The following is a 19,661-nucleotide window of genomic DNA, read 5'->3' as shown; positions in this document are numbered from 1 at the left end:
GTAAACGGCGGCCGTAACTATAACGGTCCTAAGGTAGCGAAATTCCTTGTCGGGTAAGTTCCGACCTGCACGAATGGTGTAACGATCTGGACACTGTCTCAGCCATGAGCTCGGTGAAATTGTAGTATCGGTGAAGATGCCGATTACCCGCAGTGGGACGAAAAGACCCTGTGCACCTTTACTATAGCTTAATATTGACCTTGGACACGTGATGTGTAGGATAGGTGGGAGACTTTGAAGTGGGTTCGCTAGGATCTGTGGAGTCATTGTTGAAATACCACCCTTTGCTTGTCTGAGGCCTAACCCCGCGATTGTGGGGGACATTGTTTGGTGGGTAGTTTGACTGGGGTGGTCGCCTCCAAAAGAGTAACGGAGGCTTCTAAAGGTTCCCTCAGCACGCTTGGTAACCGTGCGTAGAGTGCAATGGCATAAGGGAGCTTGACTGAGAGACATACAGGTCGATCAGGTACGAAAGTAGAGCATAGTGATCCGGTGGTTCCGCATGGAAGGGCCATCGCTCAAAGGATAAAAGGTACGCCGGGGATAACAGGCTGATCTCCCCCAAGAGCTCATATCGACGGGGGGGTTTGGCACCTCGATGTCGGCTCGTCACATCCTGGGGCTGGAGAAGGTCCCAAGGGTTGGGCTGTTCGCCCATTAAAGTGGCACGCGAGCTGGGTTCAGAACGTCGTGAGACAGTTCGGTCTCTATCTACTGCGGGCGTTAGAAATTTGAGTGGATCTGATTCTAGTACGAGAGGACCGAATTGGACTGACCGCTGGTGTATCTGTTGTTCCGCCAGGAGCATCGCAGAGTAGCTACGTCGGGAAGGGATAAGCGCTGAAAGCATATAAGCGCGAAACCCACCACAAGATGAGATTTCTTTTAAGGGTCGTGGAAGATGACCACGTTGATAGGCTACAGATGTAAAGGCAGTAATGTCATAGTCGAGTAGTACTAATAACCCGTAAGCTTATCTGCAAGATTGTCTGCCGAGAAATCGGCAGACGAGAACTTTCTACTAAATATTTACTTATCTCAGTATGTTAAGATATTAGTCACTAGGCAAAAGGCAATAGCCAATAGTTTAGTTGACCCGAGCAAAAAAGCTGATGCCTTATGGCTAATGCCTATTGCCTTAAAAACTTAAGGTGGTTATTGCGGCGGGGCTCACCTCTTCCCATTCCGAACAGAGTAGTTAAGCCCGCCTGCGCAGATGGTACTGCATGACTGTGGGAGAGTATGTCGCCGCCTTTCTTTTGAAAAGCCCTATCATAACTGATAGGGCTTTTTTGTTACCTATATGCCGTCCCAAAGGGACTGAAATGTAAGAAATCCTAGCTAATGGCTGGGATTTTTTTGTTTTAAATAGTTTATTAATTGGAAAAGTTTATTTTAAAATAGTAGCGGATGGCTTGTATTTAATCTATACAGGGATAAAAATTCTTAAAAACAAACTCTTTATTTAGATTTTTATCAGTTAAATTTATTTCGTATAAATAATCAAAAATCTTAGGTCCAGAATAAAAACAGTTATCAGAAATATTAGTTAATTTTCCTTGTTCTTTACCTAAATAAAGTAAAATATTATTTTTTTGATAATTAGAATAAGGATTATTTGGTGTTTCACTTATTGAAATATTATTATTTTTTAAATTAATGAAGTAAAATTTACTATGCTCTAAATCATATAATACTCCACTAAAATCATTATTATCAAAAGTAAAATTAGGTTGATAATAATAAATTATTGTTTCAGAGTCTCTAAGTGATTTTTTAAGTTTAAAAAAAATGTTTTTTTGGTATTTATCATTTAAGTTTATACTTGAAATTTTGCATATTTGTTTATGAAAATCTGAAGTTTTGCATCCAAAAGTAAGCATAACAATCAAAAGGATTATTTTTTTCATTATTTAAAATTGATATTTTTCCATTTCTAAGCGAATTCTTTTACTTGGTTTACAATATTATTAAAAGTAAATCATCAGCAATATATAAATATTTTTCCAATAAAATTCAACTGAAAACCAATTTCCGCGTTAGGGATAGGAGTATCTGTTTGAGCTCTTACTTAAAATTCCTATGGATTTTAAGTAAAGCGAGTGCGGATAGCCCGTCCTGTAATTGCGAGGCACGAAGCAAACAGGAACGCCCCAAAAAAAAATCCGACTCTTGTGAAGCCGGATTTCTATTGAATTTGTTTGTTTATTTTTTAACTAAACCCCTTGAAATTACAATGCGTTGAATTTCTGAAGTTCCTTCGTAAATTTGAGTGATTTTGGAATCACGCATCATTCTTTCTACGTGGTATTCGCTTACGTAACCGTTTCCACCGTGAATTTGTACGGCTTCGTTTGCTACTTCTAATGCAATTTCTGAAGCGTATAATTTTGCCATAGCGCCAGAATGTGCAATGTCTTCTCCGTTATCTTTTTCTGTTGCAGCTTTGTGGATTAACAATCTAGCACAAGTGATTTTTACGTGCATATCCGCTAATTTGAAAGCAATGGCTTGGTGGTTGAAAATTGGTTTTCCAAACGCTACACGCTCTTGTGAATATTTTAACGCTAATTCGTAAGCGCCTTGGGCAATTCCTAATGCTTGAGAGGCAATTCCGATTCTTCCTCCGTTTAATGTTGACATGGCAAATGCAAAACCAAAACCGTCTTCACCAATTCTGTTTTCTTTTGGAACTTTTACATCATTAAATAATAACGTATGAGTGTCAGAACCACGGATTCCCATTTTCTTTTCTTTTGGTCCTACTTCAAATCCTGGCATTCCTTTTTCAACGATAAGAACGTTAATTCCTTTGTGTCCTTTTGAAGCATCGGTTTGAGCTATTACTAAATATGTTGAAGCTGTTCCACCATTCGTAATCCAGTTTTTTGTACCGTTTAGCAAATAATGGTCGCCCATGTCAATTGCGGTAGTTTTTTGTGAGGTTGCATCGGATCCTGCTTCTGGCTCAGACAAACAGAAAGCTCCGATTACATCTCCTTTTGCAAGTGGCGTTAAATATTTTACTTTTTGTTCTTCAGAACCATATTTTTCTAAACCTGCACAAACTAATGAGTTGTTTACCGACATGATTACAGCTGCAGAAGCATCTACTTTTGCAATTTCTTCCATGGCTAAAACATACGATAAGCTATCTAAACCAGCACCACCATATTTAGGATCAACCATCATTCCTAAGAACCCAAGTTCTCCCATCATTTTCACTTGCTCAGTTGGAAATTTTGAATGTTCGTCTCTTTCAATAACTCCAGGTAATAATTCTGTTTGAGCAAAATCTCTAGCAGCTTGCTGAATCATTAAATGCTCTTCGGTTAATTTAAAATCCATATTCTTTGAATAAATAGTTTGAGTTTTTCTTAAAATAATTTTCCAAAAGTAACTATTAATTATCATATTTTCAATAACTATTTGTAATTTTAACCCATGTTTAAAGATAGCTATAAGGTAATAGGAGTAATGTCTGGCACTTCGTTAGACGGAATTGACTTAGCGTATCTTTTTTTTGATTACACCAACCAATGGAATTTTCAAATTTCGCATACAGCAACCATTCCTTATTCCGAAAAATGGAAACAAAAATTACAAGCGGCTATTCATTTTAACAAGAAAGAATTAGACGAATTAAATGTTGCTTACACACAATATTTAGCTGATGTAATCCAAAATTTTATTGTTTCAAACCAAATTGATGCCATTGATGCTATTTGCAGTCACGGTCACACGATTTTACATCAACCACAAAATGGATTTACGTTACAAATTGGAAATCTTCCAATGTTAAGCCAACTTTTAAATCAAAATATCGTTTGTGATTTTCGAGTACAAGACGTTGAACTAGGAGGACAAGGAGCGCCATTGGTTCCAATTGGAGATGAATTGTTATTTAAGGAATATGATTATTGTTTGAACTTGGGTGGATTTTCAAATGTTTCTTTTAATGAAAATGGAACTCGTCTTGCCTTTGATATTTCTCCTGTCAATACCGTTTTGAATTTTTATGCCAATACCTTAGGATTGGAATACGATGACGCTGGAAAAATTGCAAAATCTGGGAAAATTCATGAAGCGTTATTTCAAGAATTGAATGCTGTTGAGTTTTATTTCAAATCGTATCCAAAATCATTGGGAATGGAGTTTGTAAACCAAAGTATTTTACCAATTATTCAATCAAAGACAATTGAAACAGATAGTGTTTTATACACTTTTGTAGAGCATATTGCTTTTCAAATTGCCAAAGCACTTCCAAATAAAACAGGAAAATTGCTAGTAACTGGCGGAGGTGCTTATAATTCATATTTATTAGAACGAATACAATTTTATTTACCAAAAACGGAAATTATAGTTCCTGATACTAAAGTAATTGAATTTAAAGAAGCGCTAATTTTTGGATTTTTAGGTGTTTTGCGCTTGCGAAATGAGGTCAATGTTTTGTCAAGTGTTACAGGTGCAAAAGAGAACCATTCGTCGGGTAAAATATTTTTTAAAACTGTCTAATTTAACCTTTTAATTTAAGTAGCAATTCGATAGATTATGTATATTTGTGCTGCAAAAAAAAAACAACAACAAACAACAGAATGAAAGATTTACTTCAAAAATTTGAAAATAAAGAACCCGAAATAGTATTTAATTGGAAAGATCCTGAAACAGAAGCCGAAGGTTGGACGGTAATTAACTCGTTAAGAGGAGGTGCTGCTGGTGGTGGAACGAGAATGCGTAAGGGATTAGATATGAATGAAGTTTTGTCATTGGCAAAAACTATGGAAGTGAAGTTTTCTGTTTCTGGCCCAGCTATTGGTGGCGCTAAATCAGGAATCAATTTTGATCCAAACGATCCAAGAAAAAAAGGTGTTTTAGAGCGTTGGTATAAAGCAGTTTCGCCTTTGTTGAAAAATTACTATGGAACGGGTGGTGATTTAAATGTGGATGAAATTCATGAAGTAATTCCAATGACTGAAGATTGTGGGGTTTGGCATCCGCAAGAAGGTGTTTTTAATGGTCATTTTAGACCAACAGAAGCTGATAAAATTAACCGAATTGGCCAATTGCGTCAAGGCGTTATTAAAGTAATTGAAAATCCAAATTTTTCTCCTGATGTAAATCGCAAATATACCGTAGCCGATATGATTACAGGTTATGGTGTTGCGGAAGCAGTACGTCATTATTACACTATTTTTGGTGGTGATGTAAAAGGAAAGAAAGCAATAGTTCAAGGATTTGGAAATGTAGGTTCTGCCGCTGCTTTTTATTTGGCTCAAATGGGTGCAAAAGTAGTTGGGATCATCGATAGAGATGGCGGATTAATCAACGAAAATGGTTTTACTTTTGAAGAGATTACTAATTTGTTCCTAAACAAAGATGGGAATAAATTGGTAGCAGAAAATATGATTCCTTTCGAAGAAATTAATGCTAAAATTTGGTCTATAGAAGCGCAAATTTTTGCTCCTTGTGCAGCGTCAAGATTGGTAACAAAAGACCAAGTGGATCAAATGATTGCTTCTGGTTTAGAAGTAATTTCAAGTGGAGCTAATGTGCCTTTTGCCGACACAGCTATTTTCTTCGGACCTATTATGGAAGCAACTGATGCAAAAGTAAGCTTGATTCCAGATTTTATTGCAAATTGTGGAATGGCTCGTGTTTTTGCCTATTTCATGGAGAAAAAAGTACAAATGACAGACGAAGCTATTTTTTCGGATACTTCCAATACAATCAAAAATGCAATTCAAAAAGTGTATAATTTAAGTGCTGATAAGAAAAATATTAGCGAAAGAGCTTTTGAAATTGCACTAAAACAACTCGTTTAAATTTAAAACCCCAATCAAATCACAATGGAAATTTTATTAGTCACAATCTTTATCCTTGGTTATTTAGGAATTGCTTTTGAGCACACTTTTAAAATTGATAAATTAATTCCTGCTTTAGCCATGATGGCTATCTTGTGGGCATTAATTGCGGTTAATCATTTAGAAGTTTTTGAAATTGTTTCCGGTCAAGGAAAAGTAGCCCATCATGTGGAGCCTGTTTTATTGCATCATCTAGGTAAAACTGCCGAGATTTTATTTTTCTTAATGGGAGCCATGACCATCGTTGAAATTATTGATTATTTCGATGGCTTTTCAACTATCAAATCATTTATTAAAGCTAAAAGTAAAGTAAAACTTTTGTGGTTATTTACCGCATTAGCCTTTGTTTTATCAGCTGTAATTGATAACTTAACTGCTACTATTGTATTAATTACTATTTTACAAAAAATCATTAAAGACAAGGAAACAAGATTGTGGTTTGCTGGTTTGATTGTAATTGCTGCAAATGCTGGTGGAGCTTGGTCTCCAATTGGTGATGTTACTACAACAATGTTGTGGATTGCGAATAAAGTTTCTGCAGATCAATTAGTAGTTAATGTATTGATTCCTTCTATTTTGTGTTTTGTAGTTCCAACTTTAATTGCATCAAGAATGTCTGTATTTAAAGGGGAAATTGAAGGAGAGATTGCAGCAGTAAAAGAAAAGTCAAAATACAGTGCTATTATGTTTTATTTAGGACTTGGAGCTATTTTATTTGTTCCTGTTTTTAAAACAGTTACGCACTTACCACCTTATGTAGGAATGATGTTGTCATTGGCAATTGTTGCAGCTGTTGCTGAATATTTAAGTAACTTTAAATTTAGTGTGGCTGGTGCATTGCAAGACGACAAAACTGGACATCACAGTCCAATTCATAAGTCACTTTCAAAAATTGAAATGCCAAGTTTATTATTCTTTTTAGGAATTTTAATGGCAGTAGCGGCTTTGGAATCATTGGGAATGTTATTTGATTTTGCAGGTATTCTTGAAAAATCGGTACCAATGGTTGGAACAGAATCAGCTACTAGAATTTCTGATTTAGTGGTTGTGTTACTTGGTGTAGGTTCGGCAGTTATTGATAACGTTCCTTTAGTAGCAGCCAGTATTGGTATGTTTGATTTACCTTTGAATGAACCAGCTTGGCATTTTATTGCCTATGCAGCAGGAACAGGTGGAAGTATTTTAATTATTGGTTCGGCAGCTGGAGTAGTGGCTATGGGAATGGAAAAAATTGACTTTTTCTGGTATTTAAAGAAAATTGGTGGTTTAGCATTTTTAGGTTTTGTTGCCGGTGCAATTGGCTTTATTGTATTAAGAGGTCTTATTCATTAATACGGCACAATTTTTGACATTAAAAATCGTTAATTAATAGTAAACAATATAATTTATGAGTATTTTTCTTCAAGTTGATAGTTTAGCAGTTGCTAGTCAAATGGCAGCAGAAGATGCGCCAGTTGAAAAAACACTTTCTATATGGGAATTGTTAACCAGTGGTGGCGTTGGAGGTCAAGCGATAATTTTAGTGCTTTTCATCTTGTTGTTCATGGCGTTGTTCCTTTATTTTGAGCGACTAATGGCTATTAATAAAGCTAGTAAAATTGATGCTAACTTCATGAACAACATCAAAATGAATATCCTATCGGGGAAAATTGACTCAGCTAAAATGTTGTGTGCGCAAACCAATTCTCCAGTAGCACGATTAATCGAAAAAGGAATTTCTCGTATCGGAAAGCCATTGGAAGATATCAACACGGCCATCGAAAATGCTGGAAATTTAGAGTTATATAAATTAGAGAAAAATACGAGTATGCTAGCAACTATTTCTGGAGCTGGACCTATGATTGGTTTCTTGGGTACGGTTTTAGGTATGATTCTTGCCTTTCATAAAATGGCAAGTGGTGGCGGACAAATCGAAGTGGGTGCTTTAGCAGAAGGAATTTATACTGCAATGACAACTACCGTAATCGGACTTATTGTTGGTATTACAGCTTACATTGGGTACAATCACTTGGTAGTAAAAACCAATAAAGTGGTAAACCAAATGGAAGCAAATGCAGTAGATTTTCTAGACTTATTAAACGATCCAGTATAATGAGGTTAGGAAAAGATAAAAATAAAGTTTCAACAGAATTCAACATGTCGTCTATGACGGATATTGTTTTCTTGCTGTTGATTTTCTTTATGATTACTTCCACTATGGTAACTACCAATGCATTAGATTTGGTATTACCAAAAGGAAAAGGTAAAACCGATAGCAACAAAAGTTTATCGGTAAGTATTGATAAGGATTTGCAATTTTTTATCGATAAAAACGCAGTCGATGAAACCCAATTGGAAACCCTATTATTGGCATTAATGGCTAATAACGAGAATAAAGCTATTGTGTTGCGCGCCGAAAAATCAGTACCGCACGAAAAAGTAGTTTATGTGATGGATATCGCGTATCGCAATCAGTTAAAAATGGTTGTGGCAGTTAGTCCTAAGTAAGAGGATAGATTTTCGGATTTTCAGATATTTGATTATTTTGCCACAAAGGCACAAAGATTTTTTTAATTTTTTAATTTCTTAAATCTGTGTTCCGAAATAGAGAATAGAAGTAAGAGAATAGAAATTAGATTTTGGAATTTGGAATTTTTGATATTGGAATTTGCCCTTGAATTTGATTTTTGCCCTTGTTCTTGAATTTGTCCTTGAACTTGATTTATAAAACACAGCGTATGCAATTTTTAGAAACACCAGAAGAAAAAAAATCCTTTGCTATCACTAGTGGTATCTTTGCTATACTGTTGTTGATAGTTATTTTCTTTGGACTTACTTATATGGATCCGCCGCCAGAAAATGGTATCGCCATTAACTTTGGAACTAGCGATGTAGGTCAAGGCGAAATTCAGCCAACAGAACCTATAAAATCATCACCACAACAACCCGTGCAACCTGAAACTTCTCAAAATGAGGATGTGCTTTCTCAGGATGATGAATCGCCTGTTGTAGTTCCACCAAAAAAGGAAACCACTAAACCAAAGGAGACACCTAAAGAAACGCCAAAACCAAAAGTTGAAACACCAAAACCATCAAAAGAAACTTCTAATGCTTTAGATGCTTTATTGAATGGACCAAAAACCGACGGAAAAACGGATGGCGGACACGGAAATGATGGTTTGCCAGGCGATAAAGGTGATCCGTCTGGAAGTATTTATTCCAATAGTTTTTACGGTTCAGGAACTGGTGATGGTATCGGAACTGGAAAAGGAACAGTTTGGGGATTAGCGGGAAGAAGATTAGCTGGGAACTCCAAAAAAGTACAAGATTGTAACGAATCTGGGAAAGTGGTGGTTAAAATTTGGGTAAACCGTCAAGGAAATGTAACGCGTGCCGAAAGAGCGCAAGGAACTACCAATACAAATCCATGTTTGGTTAATCCTGCATTAGAGACGGCTAAAAGCTTTAAATGGCAACCGGATTCAAATGCTCCAGAAACGCAAATTGGTTTTGTTGTTGTGAATTTTACTGTAGGAGAATAAAGTTCCAAGAATTCCAAAAAATAACTTCATAGCCCCGATAGGAGTGAAAATCCTTTTTAAACTCTGACAGAGTTTAAAAAAGATTGTAACGGATAGCGGGAAAATGGATTACAAGAAAGCCCAAGCCATCCGCTCAAAAAATCAAAAAATGACGTATCAAGAAACTACGGAATGGATGTTTAACCAACTTCCCATGTTCCAAAATCAAGGCGCCACTGCTTATAAAAAAGACTTGACCAATACGCTGTTGTTAATGGATGTTTTACAACACCCTGAAAATAAGTTTAAGAGCATTCATGTTGCTGGAACTAATGGCAAAGGTTCAACATCTTCTATGTTGGCATCTATTCTGCAAGAAGCGGGTTATAAAGTTGGGTTATATACTTCACCACATTTAAAAGATTTTCGGGAGCGCATTCGTATAAATGGCGAAATGATTTCAGAGGAATTTGTGGTTGATTTTATTGTTTCCAATAAAGTTTTTTTTGAGGTAAATCAGTTGAGTTTTTTTGAAATGACCGTTGGTTTAGCCTTTGATTATTTTGCCAAAGAACAAGTTGATGTTGCGGTAATTGAAGTTGGAATGGGAGGTCGATTAGATTCTACCAATGTGATTACGCCTTTGGTTAGTGTGATTACGAATATTGGATTGGATCATACGCAGTTTTTGGGAGATACATTAGCGCAAATTGCCTCAGAAAAAGCTGGAATAATCAAATCTGATGTTCCAGTGGTCATTGGTGAATTTGTTTCAGAAACTAAACCAGTTTTTGAATCGATTGCCAAGAAATCAAATGCTCCCATTTATTTTGCTCAAGAATTACCAGAGGTTACTTATGAATCGGATTTAATGGGTTTTTACCAGAAACATAATAAAAAAACGGTTCTTCAAACGGTTCAATTGTTAGCGCCGCATTTTACTATTTCTGAAACTCATATTGTATCAGGATTAAAAAATGTAATAAAAAATACGGGTTTGTTAGGAAGATGGCACATTTTGCAATCACAACCTAAAGTGATTTGTGATACCGCTCATAACAGTCATGGATTAGCAATTGTGATGGAGCAACTGAAAAATGAATTTTTTGATCAACTTTTCATAGTTTTAGGAGTTGTAAATGATAAAGATTTAGGTTCTATTTTGCCTTTATTTCCAAAAAATGCCAAATATTTTTTCTGTAAACCCAATGTGCCAAGAGGTTTAGAAGCAAGTATTCTTCAAGAGAAAGCATTAAGTTTTGGGCTTTTTGGAGAAGTATTTAATTCTGTTTCAGAAGCTTATGCTTTCGCTTTGCAGGAGGCTGGTACTAATGATTTAATTTACGTTGGAGGAAGTACTTTTGTAGTTGCAGAAATTGTGTAATTTTTTTTCAAAAACACTTGTAAATATAAATATTCAGTGTATATTTGCACTCGCAATACGGTAATAGTGTCGCATTTATTGGGGCGATTAGCTCAGCTGGTTCAGAGCACCTCGTTTACACCGAGGGGGTCGGGGGTTCGAACCCCTCATCGCCCACCATTTTAAAATCCTACATGAGAATGTAGGATTTTTGTTTTATATATGATTAGCTAAGTTGGTTAAGAGCATCCCGATTTCTTCGGGAGGATCGGGGGTTCGAACCCCTTTTCGAATTTCGGAACGAGCAATCGCCCACCATTTTAAAATCTTACATGAGAATGTAGGATTTTTTTATTTTATATGATTAGTTCAGTTGGTTTAGCGCATTCCGATTTCTTCGGGAGGGTCTTGGGTTCGGATTCTCTTTCCGATTTTTGAAACAAGTAATCATCAATCATTTTTAAGCCCTACATAAAAACATAGGGTTTATTATACGGATTTTATAGAGATTCTAAAGTTCTTTCTAGTGCCATTCCTCTTGAGCCTTTGATTAAGATTAAGCTATTGGTTATTCGAATACCTTGTAAGTAGGTTGCAAAAGATGCGAAGTCTTCGAAAAAGAGAAGATGTTCCTTTTCTATACTATTCAAATAAAAATCTTTTCCGATGAAATAAGTTGTAATTTTTGGTTCCTCGCTTAGTAATGCAATTGTTTTTTTATGTTCTTCTAGACTTTCTTCACCTAACTCAAACATATCACCTAAAATTGCTATTTTTTTGTTATGGTTGAGTTGTTTGAAGTTTTCAATTGCTACTTGCATGCTGCTTGGATTGGCATTGTAAGCGTCTAAAATAATCTCGTTTGTTCCTTTTTTAATTAACTGAGAACGATTGTTCTCTGGAATGTAATTTTCTATTGCTTCTTTAATTTGAGTATTTGCTACTTCAAAATACTTTCCAATTGCTATTGCGGCATTAATGTTATTGGCATTGTATAATCCAATTAAGTGCGATTGAATTGTTGTATCCTCGAAGCTTATTTTAACCATTGGGTTAGCTTCTATTGAATCAATCTTTATGTTAGCTCCTTTTTCCTTTGAAAAGGTATAACGGTTTATATGATTGGTCTTTTCTTCTTGAATAGCATCATCTAGGTTGACAAAAACAAGTTTGTTGTTATCTTGCAAAAAGGTATACATTTCACTTTTTCCTTTAATTACGCCTTTAATACCACCAAAACCTTCTAAATGTGCTTTTCCAAAGTTTGTTATGTAACCAAAATCTGGTTCGGCAATTTCACATAAAAATTCAATTTCCTTTTGGTGATTAGCTCCCATTTCAATAATTCCAAACTCTGTTTCTTTTGTTAGTCGAAGAAGTGTTAGTGGGACACCAATATGATTGTTTAAGTTGCCAATGGTAGCAATGGTGTTGTATTTTTTACTTAAAATGATATGAATTAATTCTTTTGTAGTGGTTTTTCCGTTGCTTCCTGTTAATGCAATAATTTTGGCGGTTAGCTCTTTTCTATGGTGGTTAGCTAATTTTTGTAGTGCTACTAAAGTGTCTTCAACTAAAAGAGTTTTTCCTTCAATTTGATAATTTGGATTATCAATAACAACATACTTAGCACCTTTTACAAGTGCTTCATTAGTGAATGTGTTTGCGTCAAAATTATCGCCTTTTAGTGCGAAGAAAATACAGTTTTCGGAAATTTTTCGAGTATCTGTGCAAACAGAATTGCATGCTAAATAATGTTGGTATAAAAGTGCTGTTTTCATGGAAACGAAGGTAATAAAAAAAGCCCTTTCGAAAAAGGGCTTTTAAAATATTACTTGTATGAAATTATTGTTTTGGATTTCCTCTAACCGATTTCTTGTTAGATTTTGGTCCTACTTTAGACATTGCATTTCTAAATCCAATGTAATCAGTAGCCATATCTTGTGGGAAATATCTTCTTGAAGCTGGATCTAGCCAATACGCTCTATCTCTCCAAGAGCCTCCTTTGTAAACTCTAACATCATCATTAACTAATGTAGTACGGTTGTTAGATTTGTCGTATTTTTTAACCATAACACCAGTACTATCATCTACCGTGATAGAATGTTTAGGAGATTCATACATTCTAAATTTATCATCCTTACCTTCGCTTTCTTCTTCAGAAGATCCAAAGTTAAAGTATCTAGTAGAAGATCTATCACCGTCTCTGTAGTTTCTGTTATCAGAAGTAGAGAATTGTGTTCTTAAATAAGTTTCATTGTCATCAACAGGAACTTGCGCAATTTGACCTGGCATGTTTCTAGCGATAATTTTACCATTACTTAAAGTATCATATTTGATATTATCAGTAGTAACAATTTCTACTAATCCATCTTCGCCGATTTTATTTTTCATGTAAACGTTACCTCTGAAATAGTTGAAGTCATTTGCTTCATCATCAACCATTGGTCTGTAAACATCCTGAACCCATTCTGCAACGTTTCCAGCCATATCATATAAACCAAAATCATTTGGAGGATAAGATTTTACTTTGTTAGTAATATCAGCACCGTCATCAGACCATCCTGCAATTCCGCCGTAATCTCCTTTTCCTTGCTTGAAGTTAGCTAATTGGTCACCTCTGTATTGTCTTTTTCCAGAACGTGTATATTGTCCACTCCAAGGGTATTTTTTTTGTCCTTTGTAAATGTTGTATTCTCTATTTCCTACAAGGGCTACAGCTGCATATTCCCACTCTGCTTCAGTTGGAAGTCTGAATTCTGGTAAAATTAAACCTGAATTTCTTTGAGCGTAAACGTTTTTAGCTGTGTCAGCAGGAACTCTTCTTCCTCCGTTTAATTCTTTTTTCAAAACTACATCCTCTTTTCCTCCAAAAGTTTGTGTTGGAGCAGCTAAGTAGGTGTCAGTATTAAAAGAAGTTTCAGCAGTTACATCTTTAATTTTAGCGTCTTTTTTCAAGTAGCCACTTTTTTCTAAAATGTTTTCGTTTACACGATCCGTTCTCCATTTACTAAATTCAGTTGCCTGAATCCAGTTCACACCTACAACAGGGTATTCTGAATAAGCAGGATGTCTTAAATAGTTATTGGTCATCGTTTCGTTGTAACCTAAACGATTTCTCCATACCAAAGTATCAGGAATAGCTCCAGTATATATGTTTTTATAATTTTCATCTTCTGGTGGGAAAACAGTCTTTAACCAAAATAAGTATTCTGTATACATTAAATTAGTTACCTCGGTTTCATCCATAAAGAACGACTGTACGTGCTGTTGATTTGGAGAGTTATTCCAATCATGCATAGGGTCGTCCTGTACTTTACCCATTGTAAACGTTCCACCTTCAACAGGAACCATTCCTGGAGGAGTTTCTTGCTTCTTAAACTTAGAATTGTGTTGAAATCCACCTTTCTTGTCGTTAATTTTCCATCCTGTAGCTCTAGAGCCTCCTTTGGTTCCAGAATCCTTGCTACAGCTTGTAAAACCTATTGCCACTGTTAATGCAAGTAACAATTTTAAAGTCATAATGTTCTTAAGTTTCATACTTTAGTAGGTAATAATTTTAGTGTCGCAAGATAATAATTAACTATTAAAATGCAACATGTTTTTAAAAAAATGTAAAAAAAATTAATTTTTTGTTAAAACTCATAACTCTAAAACGATTTTTAATTTTTTTTATTGTATTAATTAGTTAATAATAATTTTTTTTTCTCTCTTTGTAATATATGTATTTAATGTACGTTTAATTGTTGATGAAAAAGTTTTATTTGTTTTGTCTGTGTTTGATTTCGTTTGCGCTTTTTTCACAAAACGCAAGAAATGTCTCATTGGAGTGGAATGGTTCAGACCAATACACTAATGAGGATTTTACTTTTAAATACCCCGTTTTTTCTAGTTTGCATTTTTCTGTAGACGTTACTTCCAAAAAAATACAGTACAAAGAAGTTTTTAACGTCAATGGAAAAATTGATGTTTCTTCTTTACGAATAGAGAATATTCGATACCAAAATATTTCAGAAAGCGATTTATTCAATCTAGAAAAAAAGCAAATCCCATCTTCTATTGGAGCAACAATTGAAAGTTTTCTAGCTCGGGGTGAACATAAAGCCATGTTGATTTTTTTCCCAATTATCAAAGAAGGAAATATTTACAAGAAAGTGGTATCACTCCAATATAGTTTTACTTACCAAGGGAATGCCGGAAGATCTTCATTTTCTAATCAAACATTGGCAATTACTAATTCGGTTTTGTCTTCTGGAAATTGGCATCGTTTTTATGTTGAAAAATCTGGAATTTATCGCGTTTCGAAGCAATTTCTTCAGTCGTTAGGAATGAATGTTAATGTTGATCCAAGAAATATTAAAATATATGGTGCTGGTGGAAGAATGGTTCTGTTGTTAAATAGCACACCGTATCCTATTGATTTGGAAGAAAACGCGATTCAGTTTATAGGAGAATCTGATGGGGTTTTTAACGACAATGATTACATTCTGTTTTATGCCGAAGGAGTCGATGTTTGGAATAGAGAAAGTTTAACTAGTGTTAATTTATTTTCTGATAGAGCTTACTATTATGTAACCAGTTCGGGTGGTTCAGGAAAAAGAATTCAAGAGGCAATTCAACCTGTAGCTTCTCCAACTTTGTCGTTTACTGCTTTTGATCAAATGTTCACTTATGAAAAAGATTTGGTGAATGTTGGAAAGGTCGGGAGAAGATGGTTTGGGGAACAATTCAATATCAATCCAAGTCAAATTTTCACCTTTGAATTTCCTAATTTAATTACTTCCGAACCAATTATTGCGAAAATAAATTTAGCTTCAAAATCTTTTGGAAATACCTCGTTCACGGTTCGTGCAAATAATCAAGTGATTGGTAATGTTCCATTTTTAGCGTTAACACCAGGAAGCGGAATTGAAGGTTTTGAATCAGCATTGAATACTAATTTTAATGTTACTAGTCCAACTGTTACTATTTCATTGGAATATGCAAATGGCGGAGTTCCTTCTTCAAACGGTTACTTGGATTTTATTCAATTGAATGTAAAGCGAAATTTGAGAGGTTATGGGAAACAATTTGAATTTTACAACAATGAACAAGAAACAAATATTGGAGTTGGTGAATATGTTATTTCTAATGCTAATGCCATTTCTCAAGTTTGGGATGTAACCGATATTTTTAATGTACAAAGGTATCTCAATGCAAATCAAGCTAATTTTTCTTTTAAAGTTCCGCTTGGGGCTCCAAAAAAATATATTGCTGTTGATGAATCGGATGCTTTTTTGCCTTTGAAAGAAGCCAATGCTGTAGTTCAAAATCAGAATTTGAAAGGGACTATTTTTACTAATGCGAACAATACTTTTCAAGATGTTGATTATTTAATAATAACGCCATTTGCCTTTAGAAATCAAGCTGAAACTTTAGCTAATTTTCACAGAAATAATTCGGGTTTAGTGGTTAAAGTGGTTACAACGGAATCGATTTATCATGAATTTAGTTCAGGAAAACAAGATGTTGGTGCTATTAGGAATTTCATTCGTTATGTATATTGGAACGCGTCTGTTCCTGAGAAAAGGGTGAAATATGTTAATCTTTTTGGTGATGCTTCCTATGATTATAAAAGTAGAATATTCAATAATAACAATATAGTCCCAATTTTCCATGGATTTAACCCCAATGCATCGGAAACGAATAACGTCTCGAACATGTCGTTGTTCAGTTCTTTTATGTCGGATGATTTTTATGGATTAATGGATGATGATGAAGGGCCAATGCTTAGTGGTATCGACGGAATTGATATTGCCGTTGGGCGAATGTTGGTTTCAACAGCACAACAAGCGCAAGAAATGGTAAACAAAGTCATTGAATACCATGCGGAACCTTCATACGGTCGATGGCGAAATAATTATGTGATTTATTCTGATGATGCTGACAATTTAACCGATGCAACTTTGCAATTTCGATTGGATGATTTGGCTGATAATTTGGTAAACCAAAAACCATTTGTAAATGTAAAGAAAATTCATACTGATGCTTATGTACAACAAGTTGCTGCTGGTGGAGACCGTTATCCACAGGCTAAAAATGAGTTCTTAGATGCATTGGAATTAGGGGCTTTAGTTTTTAATTATTTCGGACATGGAAATGAAGAGTTTTTGGCAAGAGAGCGCTTATTCGAAAAATTAGATGCTCAAAATTTAAAAAACCGGTATCGTTATCCGCTTTTTATCACCATTACATGTGAATTTACTCGTTTTGATGATCCAAATCGACAAACAGGTGGTGAATTTATGTATTGGAATAAAGAAGGAGGAGCAATTGCATTAATTGCTACTACTCGTCAAATTGGAGTTAGTACAGGATTAATCATGAATAACTATTTGAGTGAGCAACTGTATGCTTTTGGGTCATTTGATTATCCAACAATTGCAGAAGCATTGCGAAGAGCTAAATTAATGCCAGGAACTTCAGACAATAGAAGAGTGGTTTCGTTTATTGGCGATCCAGCAATGAAGCTAGCTATTCCTAAACAAAAAGTAATTCTAACGGCTGTTAATGATATTCCAATTACAGATCCTTTGCCAGTTTTTCAGGCACTAAGTTTAATGAAAATTAGCGGACAAGTGGTTGATGAGAGTGATAACCTGATTTCTAATTATAACGGAGATTTAGCAATTCAAATTTTCGATAAGGATATCAATAGAACAACATTAGCTAATGATTTTGTAACGGCTCCGAGTCCAGGAGGTTTTTCTATAATGGGAAATTTTTTCCCGGCGGGACAATTAATTCGCATGAATTTCGTTACATTAGGAGAGACTGTTTTTAGAGGTAATGCTTCTGTTAATAATGGTCAGTTTGAGCTTAGTTTTGTTGTGCCTCAAGATATTAGAATTCCTATTGGTAATGGAAAAATTAGTTTCTATGCAAAAAGACCTGGAACTCAACTTGAAGACCAAACGGGTTATGATAGAACAATCCAAATTGGAGGCGTTAACGTAAATGCTCCTGTAGACAATACACCGCCAAGAGTTCGATTGTATATGAACGATGAAAGTTTTGTTTTTGGAGGAATTACGAATTGTTCGCCAATTCTTTTGGCTTTTTTAGAAGACGAAAATGGAATAAATACAGCTAGTGGTATTGGACATGATATTGTAGCAATATTAGATGGAGATGAAGCAAATCCGTATGTTTTGAATGATTATTATGAAACTGAAAATGATGATTACACTAGAGGAAGAGTGCGGTTTCCGTTCCGAGATTTAACTCCAGGAATTCATACTATTTTGTTTAAAGCATGGGATGTTTATAATAATTTAGTAACTGCTGAAATTCAGTTTAATGCGGTTTGTTCAGATGAAGGCTTACGATTAGAGCGCGTTTTGAATTACCCAAATCCTTTCGTGAGTTATACCGAATTTTGGTTCAATCACAATCGACCTTTTGAACCATTGGATGTGCAGGTTCAAATTTTAACCGTAACAGGTAAAGTTGTAAAAACAATTAACCAACAAGTGATAACAGATGGTTTCTTATGTAGAGAAATTACTTGGGACGGACTAGATGATTTTGGAGATAAAATTGGGAAAGGCGTTTATGTTTACAAGTTAACTGTTCGTTCTAGCTTAACAGGAAATAAAGCAGAAAAATACGAGAAACTTGTAATACTTTAATAAAATAGTATATTTGTCAAATTAATTAAATACCCTAATGAAGAAGATTGCTTTATTGATAGCATTTATAATTGTAAGCCAAAACACATTTGCTCAGGAAGATAATAGTAGAACGATTACAACAGGAGTTCCCTTTTTATTAATTGCTGCTGATGCGCGTTCTGCAGGTTTGGCAGATATGGGAGTGGCAACTTCTGCGGATGCGTTTTCTCAACAATATAACCCTGCAAAATATGCTTTTGCTTTGCAAGAACACGGTTTTTCTGTGAGTTATACCCCTTATTTAACTAGTATTGCCAATGATATTTCGTTGGGTCAATTGACTTACTACAACAAATTAAACGAGAGAAGTGCCTTTGCTGGTTCGTTTCGTTATTTTGGTTTAGGTGATATAGAATTAAGAGAAACAGGAGATCCAAATGAAGTTCCAAGAGTTGTTAACCCTAATGAGTTGGCAGTTGATTTATCTTATTCTCTAAAATTGAGTGAACGTTTTGCAATGGCTGTTGGAGGGCGATTTATTCGTTCCGCTCTAAGAATTCCTGATGGAACCACTGATGCTTCTGCGGCAACAACTTTTGCAGTAGATATTGCAGGATATTATCAGTCAGAAGAAATTGCTTATGATGATTTTAATGGTAGATGGAGACTTGGTTTTAACTTGCAAAACATGGGGCCGAAAATCAGTTATGATAACGATGAATTCAATGATAATTTTTTACCAGCTAATTTGCGTTTGGGTGGTGGTTTTGATTTTATCTTTGATGAATATAATAAAATTGGTCTAACGGCTGAAGTTACAAAGTTAATGGTGCCAACACCGCCAGCAAGAGTACAACCAACAGATTTAGACGGAGATGGTGTTATTTCGCCTTCTGAAGTTGCGGCAGCAAATGACGCAAATACACAAGCACAAAATGATTACCGTAAAACATCTTGGACAAGTGGAATTTTTAAATCTTTTGGTGATGCACCAGATGGTTTTGCTGAAGAGTTAAAAGAGTTTACTTGGGCTTTGGGAGCGGAATATTGGTACCAAGATTCGTTTGCTTTACGAATGGGATATTTCAATGAGCACGAATTAAAAGGAGCAAGAAAATTTTTTACACTTGGAGCTGGTTTTAAATACAACATCGTTAAAATTGATGTTTCGTATTTGTTCTCTGCTTCTAAAGTTAGAAATCCATTAGAGAATACCTTGCGTTTCTCTTTAACATTTAATTTTGGTGATTCTTACGATGAACTTTAGAGATAAATAAATAAATTA

Annotated in this window: 13 protein-coding genes, 1 tRNA gene and 2 rRNA genes; 12 read left to right on the top strand and 4 right to left on the bottom strand. The window is 35.1% G+C overall.

The features are described 5' to 3' along the window. Positions 1-981, top strand: a 23S ribosomal RNA gene (locus DPN68_RS09880); the annotation flags it as partial. 166 nt (positions 982-1,147) lie between these two features. After that, a 5S ribosomal RNA gene (gene rrf / locus DPN68_RS09875) occupies positions 1,148-1,257 on the top strand. A gap of 164 nt (positions 1,258-1,421) precedes the next feature. On the opposite strand, the gene DPN68_RS09870 is transcribed toward rrf, so the two are convergent. Both DPN68_RS09870 and DPN68_RS09865 read right to left on the bottom strand, forming a co-directional pair. Then, positions 1,422-1,910, bottom strand: a complete 489-nt coding sequence (locus DPN68_RS09870) for a hypothetical protein (protein ID WP_113989488.1) — start codon at positions 1,908-1,910, stop codon at positions 1,422-1,424. Positions 1,911-2,205: 295 nt separating this feature from the next. Then, complete coding sequence (locus DPN68_RS09865) at positions 2,206-3,348, bottom strand: acyl-CoA dehydrogenase (protein WP_113989495.1); 1,143 nt, start codon at positions 3,346-3,348, stop codon at positions 2,206-2,208. A 96-nt stretch (positions 3,349-3,444) separates the two neighbouring features. Between DPN68_RS09865 and DPN68_RS09860 the strand changes: the two genes are divergently transcribed. The 8 genes from DPN68_RS09860 (at position 3,445) to DPN68_RS09825 (ending at position 10,904) form a co-directional block, all read left to right on the top strand. After that, complete coding sequence (locus DPN68_RS09860; RefSeq protein WP_113989487.1) at positions 3,445-4,515, top strand: anhydro-N-acetylmuramic acid kinase; 1,071 nt, start codon at positions 3,445-3,447, stop codon at positions 4,513-4,515. Positions 4,516-4,595: 80 nt separating this feature from the next. Continuing rightward, complete coding sequence (locus tag DPN68_RS09855; RefSeq protein ID WP_113989486.1) at positions 4,596-5,822, top strand: Glu/Leu/Phe/Val dehydrogenase dimerization domain-containing protein; 1,227 nt, start codon at positions 4,596-4,598, stop codon at positions 5,820-5,822. 24 nt (positions 5,823-5,846) lie between these two features. Beyond that, the gene (nhaD, locus tag DPN68_RS09850; RefSeq protein ID WP_113989485.1) at positions 5,847-7,193 is read left to right on the top strand and encodes a sodium:proton antiporter NhaD; all 1,347 of its coding nucleotides are present in this window, start codon (positions 5,847-5,849) and stop codon (positions 7,191-7,193) included. Positions 7,194-7,248: 55 nt separating this feature from the next. Continuing rightward, the gene (locus tag DPN68_RS09845) at positions 7,249-7,953 is read left to right on the top strand and encodes a MotA/TolQ/ExbB proton channel family protein (protein ID WP_113989484.1); all 705 of its coding nucleotides are present in this window, start codon (positions 7,249-7,251) and stop codon (positions 7,951-7,953) included. Next, on the top strand, positions 7,953-8,348 hold the full coding sequence (locus tag DPN68_RS09840; protein WP_113989483.1) for an ExbD/TolR family protein: 396 nt from the start codon (positions 7,953-7,955) through the stop codon (positions 8,346-8,348). Before DPN68_RS09845 ends, DPN68_RS09840 begins: the two co-directional genes overlap by 1 nt. 230 nt (positions 8,349-8,578) lie before the next feature. Beyond that, positions 8,579-9,382 carry an energy transducer TonB gene (locus DPN68_RS09835; RefSeq protein WP_113989482.1) on the top strand — a complete coding sequence of 268 codons (804 nt, stop codon included), beginning with the start codon at positions 8,579-8,581 and terminating at the stop codon, positions 9,380-9,382. A 148-nt stretch (positions 9,383-9,530) separates the two neighbouring features. Next, positions 9,531-10,745: a bifunctional folylpolyglutamate synthase/dihydrofolate synthase gene (locus tag DPN68_RS09830; RefSeq protein WP_113989494.1), complete on the top strand. Its 1,215-nt coding sequence runs from the start codon at positions 9,531-9,533 to the stop codon at positions 10,743-10,745. 81 nt (positions 10,746-10,826) lie between these two features. Beyond that, positions 10,827-10,904: transfer RNA gene (locus tag DPN68_RS09825), tRNA-Val, on the top strand. Between the two features lie 320 nt (positions 10,905-11,224). Here DPN68_RS09825 and DPN68_RS09815 read toward each other — a convergent pair. After that, positions 11,225-12,505 carry a UDP-N-acetylmuramoyl-tripeptide--D-alanyl-D-alanine ligase gene (locus DPN68_RS09815; protein WP_113989481.1) on the bottom strand — a complete coding sequence of 427 codons (1,281 nt, stop codon included), beginning with the start codon at positions 12,503-12,505 and terminating at the stop codon, positions 11,225-11,227. Positions 12,506-12,569: 64 nt separating this feature from the next. Beyond that, positions 12,570-14,264, bottom strand: a complete 1,695-nt coding sequence (gldJ, locus tag DPN68_RS09810) for a gliding motility lipoprotein GldJ (RefSeq protein ID WP_113989480.1) — start codon at positions 14,262-14,264, stop codon at positions 12,570-12,572. 209 nt (positions 14,265-14,473) lie between these two features. On the opposite strand from gldJ, the gene porU reads away from it, so the two are divergent. Both porU and porV read left to right on the top strand, forming a co-directional pair. Continuing rightward, entirely contained in the window at positions 14,474-18,394 is a 3,921-nt protein-coding gene (gene porU / locus DPN68_RS09805) for a type IX secretion system sortase PorU (protein ID WP_113989479.1), read from the top strand. A gap of 37 nt (positions 18,395-18,431) precedes the next feature. Then, the gene (gene porV, locus DPN68_RS09800) at positions 18,432-19,643 is read left to right on the top strand and encodes a type IX secretion system outer membrane channel protein PorV (protein ID WP_113989478.1); all 1,212 of its coding nucleotides are present in this window, start codon (positions 18,432-18,434) and stop codon (positions 19,641-19,643) included. Positions 19,644-19,661: the final 18 nt, after the last annotated feature.

The sequence above is a fragment of the Flavobacterium tibetense genome, from assembly GCF_003293845.1.
In the GTDB taxonomy this organism is placed as follows: domain Bacteria; phylum Bacteroidota; class Bacteroidia; order Flavobacteriales; family Flavobacteriaceae; genus Flavobacterium; species Flavobacterium tibetense.
Note: the sequence above shows the minus strand (reverse complement) of the source record. Positions and strands in the feature narration are given on the sequence as shown.

Bases quoted from the DNA above. Each gene is read 5' to 3' on its own strand.
- DPN68_RS09870 (WP_113989488.1), bottom strand. From the start codon at position 1,910: ATGAAAAAAATAATCCTTTTGATTGTTATGCTTACTTTTGGATGCAAA.
- DPN68_RS09865 (WP_113989495.1), bottom strand. From the start codon at position 3,348: ATGGATTTTAAATTAACCGAAGAGCATTTAATGATTCAGCAAGCTGCT.
- DPN68_RS09860 (WP_113989487.1), top strand. From the start codon at position 3,445: ATGTTTAAAGATAGCTATAAGGTAATAGGAGTAATGTCTGGCACTTCG.
- DPN68_RS09855 (WP_113989486.1), top strand. From the start codon at position 4,596: ATGAAAGATTTACTTCAAAAATTTGAAAATAAAGAACCCGAAATAGTA.
- nhaD (WP_113989485.1), top strand. From the start codon at position 5,847: ATGGAAATTTTATTAGTCACAATCTTTATCCTTGGTTATTTAGGAATT.
- DPN68_RS09845 (WP_113989484.1), top strand. From the start codon at position 7,249: ATGAGTATTTTTCTTCAAGTTGATAGTTTAGCAGTTGCTAGTCAAATG.
- DPN68_RS09840 (WP_113989483.1), top strand. From the start codon at position 7,953: ATGAGGTTAGGAAAAGATAAAAATAAAGTTTCAACAGAATTCAACATG.
- DPN68_RS09835 (WP_113989482.1), top strand. From the start codon at position 8,579: ATGCAATTTTTAGAAACACCAGAAGAAAAAAAATCCTTTGCTATCACT.
- DPN68_RS09830 (WP_113989494.1), top strand. From the start codon at position 9,531: ATGACGTATCAAGAAACTACGGAATGGATGTTTAACCAACTTCCCATG.
- DPN68_RS09815 (WP_113989481.1), bottom strand. From the start codon at position 12,505: ATGAAAACAGCACTTTTATACCAACATTATTTAGCATGCAATTCTGTT.
- gldJ (WP_113989480.1), bottom strand. From the start codon at position 14,264: ATGAAACTTAAGAACATTATGACTTTAAAATTGTTACTTGCATTAACA.
- porU (WP_113989479.1), top strand. From the start codon at position 14,474: ATGAAAAAGTTTTATTTGTTTTGTCTGTGTTTGATTTCGTTTGCGCTT.
- porV (WP_113989478.1), top strand. From the start codon at position 18,432: ATGAAGAAGATTGCTTTATTGATAGCATTTATAATTGTAAGCCAAAAC.